The 16,311-nt window shown below is 41.0% G+C and carries 15 protein-coding genes; 7 read left to right on the top strand and 8 right to left on the bottom strand.

The annotated features are described in order from the left end of the window. The 3 genes from RI561_RS10155 to RI561_RS10165 all read left to right on the top strand — a co-directional run. Positions 1–346: M23 family metallopeptidase (locus tag RI561_RS10155; protein WP_395080123.1), on the top strand; the 346-nt coding region annotated here is incomplete at its 5' end. Between the two features lie 256 nt (positions 347–602). Next, a complete protein-coding gene (locus RI561_RS10160; protein ID WP_395080124.1) occupies positions 603–845 on the top strand; it encodes an Arc family DNA-binding protein in 243 nt (80 codons plus the stop codon). Then, positions 842–1,243, top strand: a complete 402-nt coding sequence (locus tag RI561_RS10165) for a type II toxin-antitoxin system VapC family toxin (protein WP_395080125.1) — start codon at positions 842–844, stop codon at positions 1,241–1,243. The genes RI561_RS10160 and RI561_RS10165 overlap by 4 nt, the downstream gene beginning before the upstream one ends. A 124-nt stretch (positions 1,244–1,367) precedes the next feature. Here the strand turns inward: RI561_RS10165 and RI561_RS10170 are convergent, their stop codons facing one another. The 4 genes from RI561_RS10170 to sppA form a co-directional block, all read right to left on the bottom strand. Next, a complete protein-coding gene (locus tag RI561_RS10170; RefSeq protein ID WP_395080126.1) occupies positions 1,368–1,814 on the bottom strand; it encodes a copper resistance protein NlpE in 447 nt (148 codons plus the stop codon). Positions 1,815–1,826: 12 nt separating this feature from the next. Further along, positions 1,827–4,232 carry a TonB-dependent receptor domain-containing protein gene (locus RI561_RS10175; protein WP_395080127.1) on the bottom strand — a complete coding sequence of 802 codons (2,406 nt, stop codon included), beginning with the start codon at positions 4,230–4,232 and terminating at the stop codon, positions 1,827–1,829. A gap of 112 nt (positions 4,233–4,344) precedes the next feature. Continuing rightward, a complete protein-coding gene (locus RI561_RS10180; protein WP_395080128.1) occupies positions 4,345–5,193 on the bottom strand; it encodes an MBL fold metallo-hydrolase in 849 nt (282 codons plus the stop codon). 5 nt (positions 5,194–5,198) lie between these two features. Continuing rightward, the gene (sppA, locus tag RI561_RS10185) at positions 5,199–6,989 is read right to left on the bottom strand and encodes a signal peptide peptidase SppA (protein WP_395080129.1); all 1,791 of its coding nucleotides are present in this window, start codon (positions 6,987–6,989) and stop codon (positions 5,199–5,201) included. Positions 6,990–7,108: 119 nt separating this feature from the next. On the opposite strand from sppA, the gene RI561_RS10190 reads away from it, so the two are divergent. Next, the gene (locus RI561_RS10190; protein ID WP_395080130.1) at positions 7,109–8,713 is read left to right on the top strand and encodes a phytoene desaturase family protein; all 1,605 of its coding nucleotides are present in this window, start codon (positions 7,109–7,111) and stop codon (positions 8,711–8,713) included. Positions 8,714–8,722: 9 nt separating this feature from the next. Beyond that, positions 8,723–9,781 (top strand): alanine racemase, encoded by a 1,059-nt coding sequence (gene alr / locus RI561_RS10195; protein WP_395080131.1) that lies wholly within the window; start codon positions 8,723–8,725, stop codon positions 9,779–9,781. Here the strand turns inward: alr and RI561_RS10200 are convergent. The 4 genes from RI561_RS10200 to rpiB all read right to left on the bottom strand — a co-directional run bounded on the left by RI561_RS10200 (position 9,778) and on the right by rpiB (position 13,003). Beyond that, positions 9,778–10,257: an FKBP-type peptidyl-prolyl cis-trans isomerase gene (locus tag RI561_RS10200; RefSeq protein WP_395080132.1), complete on the bottom strand. Its 480-nt coding sequence runs from the start codon at positions 10,255–10,257 to the stop codon at positions 9,778–9,780. The genes alr and RI561_RS10200 overlap by 4 nt on opposite strands. 130 nt (positions 10,258–10,387) lie before the next feature. Then, positions 10,388–11,239 carry a twin-arginine translocase subunit TatC gene (tatC, locus tag RI561_RS10205; protein ID WP_395080133.1) on the bottom strand — a complete coding sequence of 284 codons (852 nt, stop codon included), beginning with the start codon at positions 11,237–11,239 and terminating at the stop codon, positions 10,388–10,390. Positions 11,240–11,254: 15 nt separating this feature from the next. Beyond that, a complete protein-coding gene (gene glyA, locus RI561_RS10210) occupies positions 11,255–12,553 on the bottom strand; it encodes a serine hydroxymethyltransferase (RefSeq protein ID WP_395080134.1) in 1,299 nt (432 codons plus the stop codon). Positions 12,554–12,562: 9 nt separating this feature from the next. Then, positions 12,563–13,003 carry a ribose 5-phosphate isomerase B gene (gene rpiB, locus RI561_RS10215; protein WP_395080135.1) on the bottom strand — a complete coding sequence of 147 codons (441 nt, stop codon included), beginning with the start codon at positions 13,001–13,003 and terminating at the stop codon, positions 12,563–12,565. A gap of 216 nt (positions 13,004–13,219) precedes the next feature. On the opposite strand from rpiB, the gene RI561_RS10220 reads away from it, so the two are divergent. Beyond that, on the top strand, positions 13,220–13,996 hold the full coding sequence (locus tag RI561_RS10220; protein WP_395080136.1) for an AsmA family protein: 777 nt from the start codon (positions 13,220–13,222) through the stop codon (positions 13,994–13,996). Continuing rightward, positions 13,997–16,309: an AsmA-like C-terminal region-containing protein gene (locus RI561_RS10225; protein ID WP_395080137.1), complete on the top strand. Its 2,313-nt coding sequence runs from the start codon at positions 13,997–13,999 to the stop codon at positions 16,307–16,309. Positions 16,310–16,311 lie beyond the last annotated feature (2 nt).

Raw genomic sequence — 16,311 nt, forward strand, 5'->3', positions numbered from 1 at the left:
CTATCATAATGCTATTAAAGCACAGCAGTATGCCATAGATATAGTGAAAGTCAATGAAAGAGGAAGATTTTACACAAACGATGGTAGTGAATTAGAGGATGTATTTTCTTTTGGAGAACCTGTGTATTCCCCAGTAGATGGTATCGTTGTAGCATTGGTTGATACCATACCAAATTCAGAAATTACACTTGCCCCATCTGATAGTCTAAATCCGGCCGGGAATCACGTGGTTATTGAATTTGAAACTGATAGATTTGTTTTTCTTGCCCATTTGGAGCCTTATTCAATATCGATTAATGAAGGAGACACAATCAGTGTAGGAGACTTCATTGGAACGATCGGTTAACCTCGTTCCCAACGCCCTCGTTGGGAATGCCCATCTGGACCACCCGGTCCAAGTGGAGAAAAAGCCAAGATGGTTACGATGGAAAGTAGTTGATGATGGTTACTCGGGTGTTTCACCTCGAATTAAAGAATCGATTGTAGTAAACTCCATCAGTCACAAGCTACCCTTACTTTTCGCAATGTCGTTATACTGCTTTTGTTGCAATAATTAGCACTTCTTATTAGTTTTATTATGAAACTAAATTAAAATCATCTTTATGTCTACCAACATCACAATTCGGGATATACCTGACGACGTGTATGCAAAAATTAAGCAACAGGCCGAGCTGCATCACCGAAGCATTAACAGTGAAGTGATCGTTTATTTAAAAAAGTTAGTCAAAAGCAATCGTCGAGACCCTGATCAAATAATTGCTCGTGCCCAAAAGCTTAAACAGAAAGCGAAAGGCACTCTTTCAATGGAAGAAATTCAGCAAGCAATTGACCAAGGACGTCCATGATTGTTGTTGATACCAATGTAATTGCCAGCTTATGGGCGCCAAACAATATGGATGAATGGGTTTATAAGGTGCTTAAGAAAGATAATGAGTGGGTTGCTCCACTTCTTTGGCGATCTGAATTTAGAAATGTATTATCGATCTATCTTCGGAAAGATATTTTAGTATTAACGGATGTATTTCAGGCAATAGAAGAAGCGGAACAATTGATGGATGCCAATGAATTCGAAGTAAACTCAACACAGGTTATGAGTCTTGTTTCAGACTCTTCATGTTCGGCATACGATTGTGAATTTGTAGCGCTAGCTGACGATCTAAATGTACCTTTGGTAACATTTGACAAAAAGATACTTCGTGAATTTCCTGACATTGCTATGAGTCCTGAGGAATTTGCTGCTTAACCTCGTTTCCAACGCCTTCGTTGGATTGCCTATCCGAACCACCCGGTCCAAGTGAAGAAAGAGCCAAGATGGTTACGATGGGAAGTAGTTTGTTAATGGTTACTCGAAATACCTCGACTCCGATTTACTCTTTCCGCAAAATATAATCCTCAGCCAATTCCCCCGAAATACGATTCCCATCCATATCCAGTTTAGCCAGGTAATTTTCGCCTACAAAATACTGATTTGGAGGATCTTCATCTTCTAAAGTGATGGTATTGCCGGCTTCATTCCAGCTAAAACTACCATTAGAGGTAATCGTGTTAGGCTCATCTTCACCTAAATACTTCATGGTGAGTTGATAAGTCCCCTCATCAGAAAGCAGGATGGTGGTTTCTATACCCGGACATGAGGCACAGGGAATCACAGCTTGGTACGATCCGGACCAATCCAGGGAATTCCTTGAAGTATGACTGTCAGTCCAATTGGGGAGTTCTGTGTTATCTGTATTCTCGGTTTTTTCGTTCGTCTTTTGGCCACAAGCGATAACCACTATAGAAAGAAGCAGGGCGTAAAAGAGATGAAGTTTCATTCCATTTCGATATTAAATTTGAACCGATAGGGAAAGTATAAAATTCCTGCCCGGACCGGAAACCCCGGAACTGTACGGGCGATATCTTTGATCAGTAATATTCTCTAATCCTGCCGAAACGGTATAGGTTTCATTCAGTGTGTATAAAGCTTTGAAATTCAGGGTGTACCAGGCAGGGGAGTAGGTATTCCCATTTTCATCCAAAGCATAAATCTCGGTTTTACCTCTTTCACTTACCGATAGATCCTCATGTTCTCGTTCGCCCTGGTACTGTGCGTTCAGTTCTAGGTTCAGGTCTTCCTGATCGTAAATAAGCCGGGTAACCCCAAACCACGGAGCTGCGTGTCGGGAAGGACTGGTGGTCCCATCATCCAATTCTTCTTCCCCTTTTTGATAATTGAAATCTGAGCTGAAGGTAACTGCATTATTGATGTCAATATTAATCCCTGCCTGTATACCGTAAACATTAGCCGTAGCCGCATTTTGAAGCGCCTGAATTTGGCTGTTCACTCCATCGTAGATTAGGCTATCTGCTCCATTCAAGGTGAAATCTCTCCGAACTAAAGCGTCATCAAGCAGCGTGTAATAACCGGTAAGATCTATGCGAAAGGCATCACTGATGGTATGAGCAATTCCAAGATCGAAGTTATAGGCGTACTCAGGTTTCAAATCCGGGTTAGGAACTACTACAGATCCAGGCTCCGAGTCAAATATTTTCCCGATATCGTCTACATTAGGAGCTCGAAAGGCTGTTGAAAAGTTTGTATTGATGATCCAATCATCGGCGGGTTTAAAAACGGCACCTATAGACCCGGTCAATGAACCGTTATTTACATTGGCCTCTTCAAAAGGGAAAGGGTAGAAACGGGTTTCAAAATCGGCGTCTATTAATACGCGGTTGTATCGAAGTCCGCTGTGAATAGTGAGATTTTCTAATAGCTGGTATTCATCATTTACGTATGCAGCAATAGACTGCCAGGTGGCATCCGGATACCTCGAAGGTCCGGCCTGACTCGTATTCGTGTCAATATTTTCAATCACGCCTTCTGAGTTCACGACGTTACTTACGTATTCAAAGCCATAATAGAGCGTATTCTTTTCACCGGTCATTTTAAGGAAGTCCAGGTTAACAGAGTAAGCATCAACTTTTTCGGTTCGCACCTCACGATCGGGGGCATTGAAATCGCGACTGATCCGGCTTTCTTCAAAGTACTGTTGAGCCAGGCTTAAACTCAGATTATCAAAAAGGGCAGTGTTACCGGTGTAGTTTGTTTTTAGGTGATTCATCATCCACTTTTGGGGCCCATAATTCCACTTGGCATACCGGGGCAATCCGTTTCTCATTCTGTTGTGGCGGTCATAGCGCCCGTAGGGACTGGTCTCAGAATAATGAAGTCCGTAGTTGAATTCCCATTCGGCGCTTGGCTTAAACCGAATTTTCTGCATGGCATTGATCTGAGAATAGGCTGTCGGAATCTGCATTTGCGGATCATTTTGTAAAGCTATTTCATCATCCTGAAGCTGAGATTCCACGTGATAACGTTTAATATAGTCCTCAGGGCCATTGCTGCCTTGACGAAGGTGATTGTAGTCGTTGGCACTGATACTGCTCACAAATGCCCATTTATCGAGTCCTACGTTCACATGAAAATGACCGGTATTCTCGGAGTTTGCTGAAGAGTACCGGAAAGAAGCATTACCATCCACCACTGTTTCTCCATCCGTAGAAAGCTGCGGAGTAAGGGTTTGAAAACTCATCACGCCACCGATAGCATCACTTCCATAAATCACGGAGCCGGAACCAAAAAGCACTTCCGTATTTTCGATAGCATAGGGATCCAGGGATATTACATTCTGAATATTTCCTCCCCGAAAAATAGCCGTATTCATCCGAACACCGTCAATGGCATACAGCAATCTGTTGGTGGCAAAACCCCTTATCATAGGACTTCCACCGCCTTGCTGACTTTTCTGAATAAAAACCTCACCTGATAAACTTAAAAGATCTGCAGCTGTTTGAGGATTTTGTAGTCGTACAACTTCCGGAGTAATAGATGAAATTTTTGAGGGAACATTTTCAGATGATTGGCGCCAACGGGTCGCAGATACTACAAATTCATTCATATCGAGTGCCTTTGGTTTTAAAAGCACTTCAAACCCGGCTTCTTCCAGTTCGGAATAGCTCTTTACTAAAGTTTGATATCCCAAAATCCGAATTTCGATGTCATCGGCACCACTAAATTCATCAACATTGGCTTTCCCTTGCTGATTGGTGACTGCATACACATCCATCGACTCACTGTGGATAGTGACTACCGGAATGGGTTGTAAGGATTCTGCATCTTTTACGGTAAGCGTTTGAGAAAAAGAAATGAACGGTACTAATAAAATTACAAGTAGCGACAGGTATTTCTTCATGTGGGGTAAAAAAGTAGTCTTTGATGATTCCTTTTGAAACTATAGAAAGAGAAGAATGGTATTCATCAAAAGTTGAAAAATATATAGTCAATTCATGTGATGGCAGGGTACTTTATTGGATTTCCTTAAGGATGAATTTTTTGTCTTTGTCCTGCTGCAACTTGCCCGATTTTGCATGAATAGAATGATAAAATAAAAGAACCGCTTCCTGTTCCAGGGCTTGACGCAGAATAAGCGTTTTGGCCTTTTTGGTTTGAACCGGGTCAATATCCATCTGCCGCATAGCATAATGGTTTAAGTGATATTCAGAGGGAACAAGGTCACCAAGAAAATAAGCTGTTTCACCGTTATCCTGAATCTTGACAATTTGGTGTCCGGGAGTATGACCTCCTGTTCGTATCAGATCAATGCCGGGCAATAGGTTAAATAACTCATCTGTAATAAGTGCGAGCTTATCTTCAGCGGCTAATTTATATAATTCATCGAGGTTATAACCTGCACCTCTGGTTTTTGTGGGATTCTGCATTTGTTCCAGGGCAAAATACCATTCCTTTTTTTGCAGGAAGTAATTGGCATAAGACATTGTTGGCTGGGTTGCTGAATTATTGTCCACAAAAGTTGAACCGGCAGCGTGATCAAAATGAAGATGGCTGAGCACTACATGAGTTATATCGGCAGGGGTGAGCCCAAATATATCTAAGTTGGTCAACAGGTTTGAGGTGTTTTCATACTTACTTTTATGATCAAGTCCCCAACCAAGACCGGTATCAATCAGAACATTATGTTTGCCATCTCTGATGAGTAGAGGGTTTATTCCGATATGCGAGGATGTAGATTTCACTCCTGAAGGAAGTTTTGGATGTTTAATGTCTTTAGAATCTGATTTGTGGATGATACCATCCTCAAAAACTTCAAAAACACCTTCACTGAGTTGTTCTATTTCAAAACGGCCTATTTTCATAAAGCTTAATTAATCTTGATTTCAGTAGGAAGAATCATCCAGTTTTGTCCGGCCGGTTGTTTCAGTAACATCCGGATATTGCTAACATCTTCAGATTTAGAATAAGGAATCCAGCTATCCAGGTAAGCATACATTTTTGTTTCGGCACTGCCCATTAAAACTTCAAATAATCCTTTCTGCACGGGATAGTTTTCGACCCGATATTCTTCCATTCCGGCCATTTCTGCGGCTATTCGGATGGCATCATCTACTGATCCTATTTCATCAACTAAGCCGGCTTCTTGAGCCGCCAAGCCGGTCCATACTCGTCCTTGGGCAAGTTCATGAACCTCATCTCTGCTCATTCCCCGAGCTTCGGCTACACGGTTTAGAAATACTTCATATCCTTGTTCCACATTCTGCTGGATGATTTGCTCTTCAGCAGGAGTAAAAGTAGTGGTGAGATCTAACAGGTCAGCATAGGGATGGGTTTTAACGTTCTCAAAATCTAACCCTATTTTATTTTGAGTTAGCTCCTGAGCATTGAACAAAAGGTTAAAGATGCCAATGGAACCGGTGATGGTATTGGGATTAGCCACAACCGTATCTGCACCCATAGCGATATAATATCCGCCGGAGGCAGCAACAGATCCCATGGATGCAACTACAGGCTTTTCTTCTGAAGCTGTTTTAATGCTATTCCATATTAGATCTGAGGTTGTAGCGGAACCACCGGGACTGTTGATGTGAACCACAATACCCTTCACGCTTGAGTTATTAAGAGCTTCATCCAGCTGCTCCTGAAGATCATCGGCTGTAATCATTCCGGATGTACCAAATGGAGATTCTGAACCGAGATCAGGCATAATTAACCCATTGGCATAAATAACAGCGATACGATCAAAACTTGAAGGCATTTCAATACCAGCATTTACAGCCGGAATTTTTCCATAGGTTGAAAATGAGATGGTATTTAAATCGCTGTTCGTATCTATACCGGTTCGTTCTTTGAGGATGATTTCCACTTCGTTGTCAAAAGCAAAGGCATCAATTAATCCATTATCCAAGGCAAACTGCAGTCGGTTTACCGGAGGACTGCTTAGCAATTCATTAACTGCTTCCGGGGTTTTTCCCGTTTTTTGTGATACAGCTTCAACAAAAGTAGTAGTGGCTGTATTTAATATTTCCCGGGCTTGTTCGCGACTTTCAGGAGAGGCTGAAGTTTCAAGATAAGGCTCTACGGCAGATTTATATTTACCCACTCTGAAGATTTCAGGCTCAATCCCAATCTTATCTAACATATCGCTATAAAAAGTGAATTGAGACAAGAATCCATCAAACTCAAAGTTGGTGTTGGGGGGACTGAAAATACTATCGGCTACGGTGGCTAAATAGTAGGATTGCTCATTCATTCCAATATCATCGGTACTGAAATAAAGGAATTTCCCGCTTTCTTTGTATTCTTTTAAATAATCATAAGCTTGTTCGAGGTTTGCCCAGGAGGTAGATAGCATGTTTGTTTTGACCCAAACGCCACTTACGCGATCATCAGCAGCTGCTTTTTGGAGATTCTCTTTCAGTGTAACCAATGATAGTTTGTGAGCAGCCCCGGGATTAAAATAACTTTCAAACGGACTTGGGGTTACTCTTTCCGGAATATTCCCTGACATTTCGATGGTGAGTACAGTGTTAGTATCCACCTCTGGCAGCGGTTCAGATGAGTTGGCAGCAAGGATTATAAAGAAAGCTATTACAAGCAATGTAAAGGAGGTGAAAATTCCTAAACAAGAAGCAAGAAAAGATTTAAAAAAGGTCATGTTTGATATTAATTTGCGGTACTTTTGTTAATAATACTCGGAATGAATGTTAAGTTAGTTTCTGTTAATTCAACTTAGTAAAAGTTCATATTCATTCCATTAAAAAAAGGAAATTTTACATGTCAAACTATGATGCAATTGTAATTGGGTCTGGGCATAATGGGTTAGTCACAGCTTGTTATCTCGCTAAAAATGGATATCAGGTTTTGGTGCTTGAGCGAGATACTACCATTGGAGGTGCGGTGAGGACCGAGACCATGTTTAAGTCGGAGGAAAATCCGCATGGTTTTAAAATGGATGTTGGATCTTCGGTACATATTATGATCCATCAGACTGGAATCATTGAAGATCTGGAACTGGAAAAATATGGGCTTGAGTATATTGATATGGATCCTATCATGTCGTACCCGGTGCCAACAGGAAAAGGGGTTATTCATTTTTGGAAAGATTTGGAGCGGACTCTGGAGTCCATTTCTAAAGAAGCTCCGGAGGATGTAGAGAACTATAAAGAGTTTGTAGAATTTTGGGGCAAAATTAATAAGAGCGTGCTAAAAGCTTTTATGACCAAGCCATCCGCAGGGAACATTTTTGCAGAAATGACCAAAGCTCAAATCCGGGATGGTTCTATGTTCAAAAAAGGAGAGCAACAAGCAGGACTTCAAAAAATTCTCTCCAGCTACGGTAAAGTGGTGGATGATGCTTTTTATTCTCCCTACATGAAAGCTGCAATTCTTTGGTTTGCAGCGCAATCAGGCCCTTTACCCGATCATTCCGCTACGGGCGATTTTGCCGGTTGGCAATCCATGTTGCATGAAAGTGGGGCTAAGCATCCAAAAGGAGGCAGCGGCATGCTAACCCAAGCCATGAAGAACATGATTGAAGCACATGGCGGAGAAGTAAAGGCTGATCATCCGGTGAAAAAAATTCTTATTGAAAGTGGAAATGCAATCGGTGTACAAACGGTGAATGGGGAAGAATTCAAGGCTAAAACCATTGTTTCAAATGCGCATGTTCAAACAACCATGATGAAAATGGTGGGACGGGAACATTTGGATGATTCCATGTTTACAAAGGTGGAAAATATAAATGTAGGTAATGGCTTCGGCATGGTAATTCGCTGTGCGGTTGAAGAACTGCCGGAATATACTGCTGCTCCGAACGATCCTAATATTCATAATGGGATTCAGTTGTTGGCACCGTCCGTTCAATACATGAATAATGCTATTGGAGATTACACCAAAAAGTTACCCCCTGAAAAACCGGCGGTGCTTTGTATGACTTTTTCAAAAATTGATCCTGAAGTGGCTAAAGATGGCAATCACACCTTGTTTGCCTGGGCTCAATGGCATCCGTATGAACTGGCAAATGGAATGCATTGGGATGATATTCGGGAACGAGAAGCTCAAAAAATTTATGATGTGGTAACCGATTACGCCCCAAATATGAAAGACAAACTCATAGATTGGTATATTCAATCTCCTTTAGATATTGAACGTAAACATGGCCTGTTGAAAGGAAATGTGATGCATGTAGAAATGAGTTTCGACCAAATGTTTATGTTTAGGCCCATACCGGAAATGAGTCAATACGAAACTCCGATTAAAAATTTATATTTATCGAGTGCTTCTTGCCACCCCGGGGGAGGCGTTTTTGGTGCTGCCGGACATAACGCGGCCCAAGTGATACTGAAAAAAAACAAAAAGAAATTCTTTTCATTTAGCTGAGGAAGTTCATTGAGATCCACCTTATACGTTCATCTTTCAAATATTGGCAAAAACCTGGAGGCCGTTAATTTACGAACAGGGAACAAGGTGCAGAATATGGCCGTGGTTAAAGATAAAGCCTATGGACATGGGTTACTGCCAGTTGCTAACTACCTGAAAGATGAGGTTGAGTGGTTTTGTACGGCTAGAATTGAAGAAGCGGTTCAGTTGAGAGAAGAGGGAATTAAAAACCCTATCCTTGTATTTGAAATTCCTCCGGCAGGAAAAGAATCACTTTATAAAGATTATGATATTACAGCCAGCATTTCTGATTTAAGTGTTTTTGACCGTTTAAAAGTTGGTACGAAGGCTCATCTTCATTTTGATACCGGTATGTTCAGGTTGGGAATTTTACCTCATCAGGTTGCTGAAGCAAAGCGTAAAATAGAGAACACAAAACTAAATTACACCGGGATATATACCCACTTTGCTAATTCTGATGAAGAAAGGCATGATCGGGTATTTCAACAACTGGAGGTTTTTAAGGATATCAGAGCTGAATTTCCGGAAGATTTATTAACTCATACCGCCAACAGTGGGGCTATATTTTATTATCAAAATAAGGGAGTACTTTTTGACGCGGTTCGTCCCGGTGTTTGCTTGTACGGCTATGCCCCGGGCTCAGTAGAAATTGAAGATCTAAAGCCGGCAGTGGAATGGAAATCAAGATTGGTTCAGGTTAAAAAAATTGAAGCAGGAGATTATGTTGGGTACGGAAGCCGATGGCAGGCTAAACAAACTGGCTGGATAGGAGTTATTCCTGTAGGTTATTCTGATGGAATTTTCAGGAACCTCAGTGGTAAGTTTGAGGTAGAGATTGCCGGGGAAAGATTTCAGCAGGTAGGAACCATCAGTATGGATTATATCACCATTTATCTAAAAGACCGGCAATTTAGTGAAGGGGAAGAGGTAACGATTTTGCGAAATGGAGATTTATCAGCTAAGGAATGGGCAAAAAAAATGGGGACTATACCGTATGAAATAACTACCGCTATATCCCCAAATGTAAAAAGAGAATATATTCCCTAATTGCCAAGTATGGTATCAAGTTCAATATCAAACCGCAATGTATCATCGCTGAGGCTTGAGTTTGGGTTATCACCATAACCAATTTCAGGAGGAATGATTAACACCCGCTTACCGCTTTCTTTCATTCCAATTAACCCTTCCATAAAGCCGTCAATGAGGTTATCTAAAGAGGAAAAAGTTGTTGGACTGGGGTTTCCGTTTCGATAAGAGCTATCAAATATTTCACCAGTTTCTAATATTCGGCCGGTATAAAAAACTTGCACCGCATCTCTTCTTTCAACTTCAAAAGCTCCGGTACCTTCTTCAATGATGTAGTACGTTAACCCGGTTTCAGTTTCAACTCTTTCTGCATTTTCAATATCAAAAGGATCAGGAGCACTTGAATAATCAACTTCAAAGGGATTGTCCTCATCACACGATGACAATAGCAGGGAAGAAAAAAGAAGCAGCGTAAATAATAATTTGGTTGAGTTCATTTGAATGATGGAATTTCCGTCTTTTAAAATTTTCTTTGTGAAGAACTTAGATGTTTGGGTAATTGATGTAGCAAAAGATAAAGCTTAGTGAAGTTAAAACCATAATAGTCTGCATTTATTATACAGGGATTTATTCTGTATTAGATACTCCGGTTATTGCTTCATTAAGTTCTTTCTTGCGTTTACGGTTGGCGTATCGGCTAACCCAAATAGAAAGTTCATATAAAATGGTTAAGGGTAAAGCGATCAATATTTGAGAAATAGGGTCAGGGGGAGTAAGCATTGCCGACATAATCAGGCATAAAACTAAAGCATGGCGACGGTATTTCTTCAAAAACTCAGGCGTTAATAACCCAATTTTTGACAGCGAATAACTCACAACCGGTATCTGAAAAATGACGCCGCAAGCAATCACCCACATGGCTACCGAGCCAAAATATTCATTTATATCAAAATCGTTTCGTATGATATCTGAGATCTGAAATTGGGCAAAAAATTGTAGGGCAAAAGGAACCAAGATGAGGTAGCCGAAAGTGACTCCCACAAAAAAGAACATGGTTATAAAAAATGAAGTGAAATAACTTTTCTTCTTTTCTCTACGCTCAAGGGCGGGCTCCACAAAAGACCACATCTGGAATATGAAGTAGGGGGAACCGATTATAAATCCCATCACGAATAATGTGCCCCAAAAAGTAAAAAACTGACCGGGCAATCGACGGCTTTGAAGCTCAAAATTAACTGCATCAACCCGTAAAAGATCATACATGAAAAAATCACCCCGGGTAGGGCCCAGCATAACATCTTCGATAAAGAAATCGGAAAATATAAAAGCAATGGCTACTCCAATCACAACGCCAATCATTCCCTTAATGATTCTCCAGCGCAATTCTTCAAGATGCTCCAGAAAAGACATAGTATCCGTTCTGTCGGCCGGTTTTTTGGCCTCGGGCGGATTGCTTTCCATTATTTGCCGTTCTTCCAAGCTTTTATCTCCGGGTTAAGCTGTTACAAAATCATAAAGTGGGAAACGATCACACAGATCGCGCACTTCTTGTTCTACTTTCTTGTGATTTTGCTCATCTTCCGGTTTCTGAAGAACCCTGTCAATAAGAACAGCAATTTGCTTAAACTCTTCTTCTTTGAGCCCTCTTGTTGTCATTGCCGGAGATCCAATTCTAATACCAGAAGTCACGAAAGGACTTTCTGTATCGAAGGGGACCATGTTTTTATTTACGGTGATGGCAGCTTTGCCTAAAGCGTCTTCAGCAACCTTTCCATTCAGTCCTTTATTTCGGAGATCAATGAGGAGAAGATGATTATCGGTGCCGTTACTTACAAGATTATATCCTAACTCTATAAGTTTGTCAGCCATGGCCTTGGCATTCTTCTGCGTTTGAGACTGGTACTCTTTAAAGTCTTCTTGTAACGCTTCTCCGAAGGCGACTGCCTTGGCTGCAATTACATGCATAAGCGGACCACCTTGTGTTCCTGGGAAAACAGCAGAATCAAAAACTTCACCCCAATTTTTAGTCCTACCGGATTTTCGGGCAGTTACACCTATCGTATTCTCCGTGTCTTTACCAACCAAGATCATTCCGCCTCGTGGGCCACGTAGTGTTTTGTGGGTTGTGGTAGTAACTACATGGGCATGGGGAAGTGGATCATTTAAATGGCCTGTTGCTATAAGTCCGGCAGTGTGAGCCATGTCCATCCACAGCAAAGCGCCAAATTCATCGGCTATGTTTCTAAAGGCTTCATAGTCATAATCCCGTGGATAGGCTGAAGCTCCAATTGAAATCATGGTTGGCTTAACTTCTTTGGCTCGCTCACGAATCTTATTCATATCCAAGCGACCTGTTTCTTTATCGACCCCATAAAATTCTGCGTTATAATTTATTCCTGAGAAGTTTACGGGTGAACCATGGGTAAGATGTCCGCCATGGGAGAGGTCAAAGCCCAAAAGAGTTTCACCGGGTTTCATGCAGGCCAGATAGACAGCAGCATTGGCCGTAGCCCCGGAATGGGGTTGTACATTTACCCAGTCAGCTCCATACAATTTCTTGGCGCGATCCCTTGCAAGGTCTTCAACTTTATCAACAACTTCACACCCTCCATAATATCTTTTACCGGGATAACCTTCCGCATATTTATTTGTCAAAACACTTCCCATGGCTGCAATAGTGGCTTTGGAAGCAAAATTCTCGGAAGCAATTAACTCCAGGTTATAGTTTTGACGATCGGTTTCTTCTTCAAGCAGTTCGAAAAGTTTGGGATCTTGATCCTGAAGCGATTTCATCGGCTGTGCTTATTGTTGAGTTAATGATTCAATTTTGTTAATACGGCGTTCATGGCGGCCACCTTCAAAGTCTGTGTTCAACCAGATACTCAAAATCTCTTCAATCTGTTCATTATTGAGTTCACGACCGGGGAGGCACAAAATATTAGCATCATTATGAAGCCTGGTCATTTCAGCAGAATGCTTGGAATAAACTAGCCCGGCACGCACTTTAGGGTACTTATTGGCCGTCATGCACACTCCCTGACCGCTTCCGCATATCAAAATTCCTATTTCATTTTCACCATTATTTACTCTTTCAGCTACTTTTACGGCAAAGTCAGCATAATCGACAGAATCTTCTGAGTCAGTACCGAAATCAAGGGGTTTGTGGCCGAACTTTTCCAGTATTTTCTTGGTAACTTCTTTAGCAGGATATCCGGCATGGTCGCTAGCGATAGGGATAATCATGAGTATGAATTGTTGAGGTGATTAATTGCATGGAGAATATCTCCATTTTTTGCATGACATTAAAGAAATAGTTCCCTCAATTTTGGCCCGTTATTGCTTTATTGAAATAATAAGAAACAATGAATTACTGACAGGGTCCAAGTGTTATTCGTAACCGGTATCAAAACAAATATCGAATATTAGATTTGATTTATAAGAATATATTAACTTATTGATATGAAAACATTTCTGAAGATTATTGCTGGTATTTTAGCCTTCTGTATTTTGGTGATGGTATCACTGAGTATTTATTTCAATGATGAGCGTTTAAGGGAGATGGCTGTTCCTGCTGCTACCCAAACTTTGGGGACTGAAATTCAAGTTGAAAACATGTCGCTGAGTTTTTTCAGAGCTTTTCCAAATGTTAGGGTAAGTATGGAAGGATTTAAAGTTCCTGATCAAGATGGAAACACAGTTGCCGAACTTGAAGAGTTTTTGGTTTCCATAAAAGTGCTTCCACTGATTGTAGGGAATATTTACCTGTCGGAACTCACTCTCAATACTCCTAAGGTTTACTATACCGTTTTAGAAGACAGCACCACGAATATAGACTTTTTGTTGGCAAGCGATGATTCTGAATCTACCGAACAGTCACAAAGTAGTTTCTCTTTAGAAGTCCCCCAGATGATCGTCAACAATGGAAGTGTTGAATATCGGGACCTTACCACAAATACTGAGATTACAGCAAGTGAATTAAACAGCCAATTGGCTGTGACTTATGCCGATTTAATTGAGACCAATCTAAATACAGAAATAGGATCATTATCGGTGAATTATGAAGGGACTAATTACCTCGACAATATGTCCATTTCACTCAATCAGTCGTCCACTTTGGATATGACGAATGAAGCATTAAATATTGAAAGTGGTAGTCTTTCTATCCGGGGGTTGGCATTGAATGTAAAGGGAAATATTAATTCATGGAGCAATGAGGAGATTGGATTAAACCTTTAAATGTCAAGTTCATCGAACGATTTTGGTGAATTGCTTAAACTGCTTCCTCCTGAGTATGATGATGCCCTTGCCGGACTTGAAACCCGCGGAGGATTAAATATAGAAGGGACTATTAGCGGAGCATTTTCTGATCAACTAACTCCTGAATTTAATTTTTATATTTCAGTTGAGGATGGATATCTAAAAAACCCTGATCTACCCAATGCAATTGAAGATATTCAGCTTTCCTTTGTTGCCAACAACGACCAAATATCTATTCAAAATTTTGAAGCAAGAGCCGCTGATAATACCGTCAATATTTCAGGTAGTGTTTTAAATCCTATCACAGAAGATATCAGCTACGACTTGTTGTTAAACGGAGATATAGACCTTGCTACCATAGAAGGGTTTTATCCAATTACCGAATATGATATAGAACAGCTTTCCGGCGTCTTAAACGTGGATGTGAATGCAAAAGGAGCTGTTGATTCCTCGGAAAATGCAGTACTTGAAGGTTCTATTGTTCTGAATAATGGCTTGATCAAATATATAGGAGTAGAACGAGCTATAGAGAATATTCAAGTCGATATCGTTGCTGAATCAAACCGAATGGATATTAGTCAACTAAGGGTGCAGGTGGCTCAAAATACGCTCGATTTCCGCGGGACAGTATATAACCCGTTAAATCCGGCAGAGGGAAGTGTGGATGTTACAGGTGATGTAGAATTTGACCTCTCCACCATTAAAGAGTTTTATCCTATTGATGAAGACTCGCTTGAACTCAGAGGTCAGTTGAGTTCTCAAATCAATCTAAGAGGAGCAATAGAGCCACTGGATATCGAAAATATTTTAAAAAGCAGCACGGTTAATTTAACGGATGGGTATTTAGCACATTACTCACTTGGAGAACCTATCAGGGATATGAATTTTTCAGGAACTGTGGCAGGGGCATTAATAGAAATTAATGAAGCTGAATTTAAGACCGGAAATAACAGTCTTACGATGAGTGGCAGCGTACAGGATTATTTATCTGATGATCCTGTTTTTGATGTAAATATGAGGGGCAATGCTAAATTAGGGGATATCGGATCCTATTACTCGCTCGAACCCTGGATTCAGGAACTGACCGGTGATGCTGAAATGAATATATCGGCTGCAGGTCCGGCCAGAGATCCACTTCAAGTAAAACTAAATGGAAACCTGAATGTAAGTGATGTCAGTGCCATTGGAGATTCATTGTTGCTACCGGTAAGCGATTTATCCGGACAGTTATCTATTTCCCCTGAGAGTATGCAGTTAAGTGATTTTACCATGAATTTTGGTTCATCAGATATTCAGCTGGAAGGAGGTATGGAATACTACCTTGGTTTTCTTAAGGAAGATCTTGAGGCCGGAGAAATCCCAACCGTCACCGGTATGTACTCCAGCAAATTGCTTACCATAGATGAAATGATTGACTGGGACGAAGAAACGGATCCCAACGAACCTTTCCCTATTGAGCTTCCGGAAATGAATGCATCAGTCTCTGCCCAGATAGATCGATTGGTGATTTTTGGTATTAACCTGACGAACGTTTCAGGTAACGGCGAAATGAGTCCTGTCAATTTAAGATTGGATGAAGCTAAGGCAACCATGTTTGAAGGCACAGCTACAGGATCAATGAACTGGGAGATACCGGAACCGACCAATACTAAGATCACCTTTAGCGGAAATCTGGATCAATTAATAGCGGAGTCGTTTTTTCGGGATACCGGATTTTTGGGACCTGAGAGTACCATCCATGAATACATAGATGGGACTTTCAGCGCTAATGTAGAATACAGCTCGAACTTAAATTCTGCGCTATCTCCTGAAATCTCTTCTAATGATGCTGAAGGGTCTTTTGGTATGACCAAAGCCCGACTCAATGGACACCCAATTCAGCTTGAAGTTGCCAAGGTATTAAAGATTGAAGAACTTGAAAATGTTGCCCTTGATGAATGGCAATCTGACTTCAGTATCAAAGATGAAATACTGACTTTTCAGAAGCTAAATCTTACGAGCGGTAATATTGGGCTTGAAATGGACGGGACACATCACATGGTTACTGATTCAATTAATTATAAAGCCCGGATTGCCCTGCCCGGCCAATTTAAAAGTGGCATCGCAAGTGTGATAGGTGATCGTGCAACCAATGCTCTTCAGCAAGAAAATGGCACAATAGCGGTGCCTTTGCTAATTACAGGTACATTTCAGAAACCAAATGTTCGCCCCGATCAAAATGTGATTAAAAAGATTGTAGAAGACTACCTTAAAGAGCGGGGTGGCAATCTGCTTAAAAATTTAATTGATTGAAA

This window comes from Gracilimonas sp., assembly GCF_031581265.1.
Taxonomy (GTDB): Bacteria; Bacteroidota; Rhodothermia; order Balneolales; family Balneolaceae; genus Gracilimonas.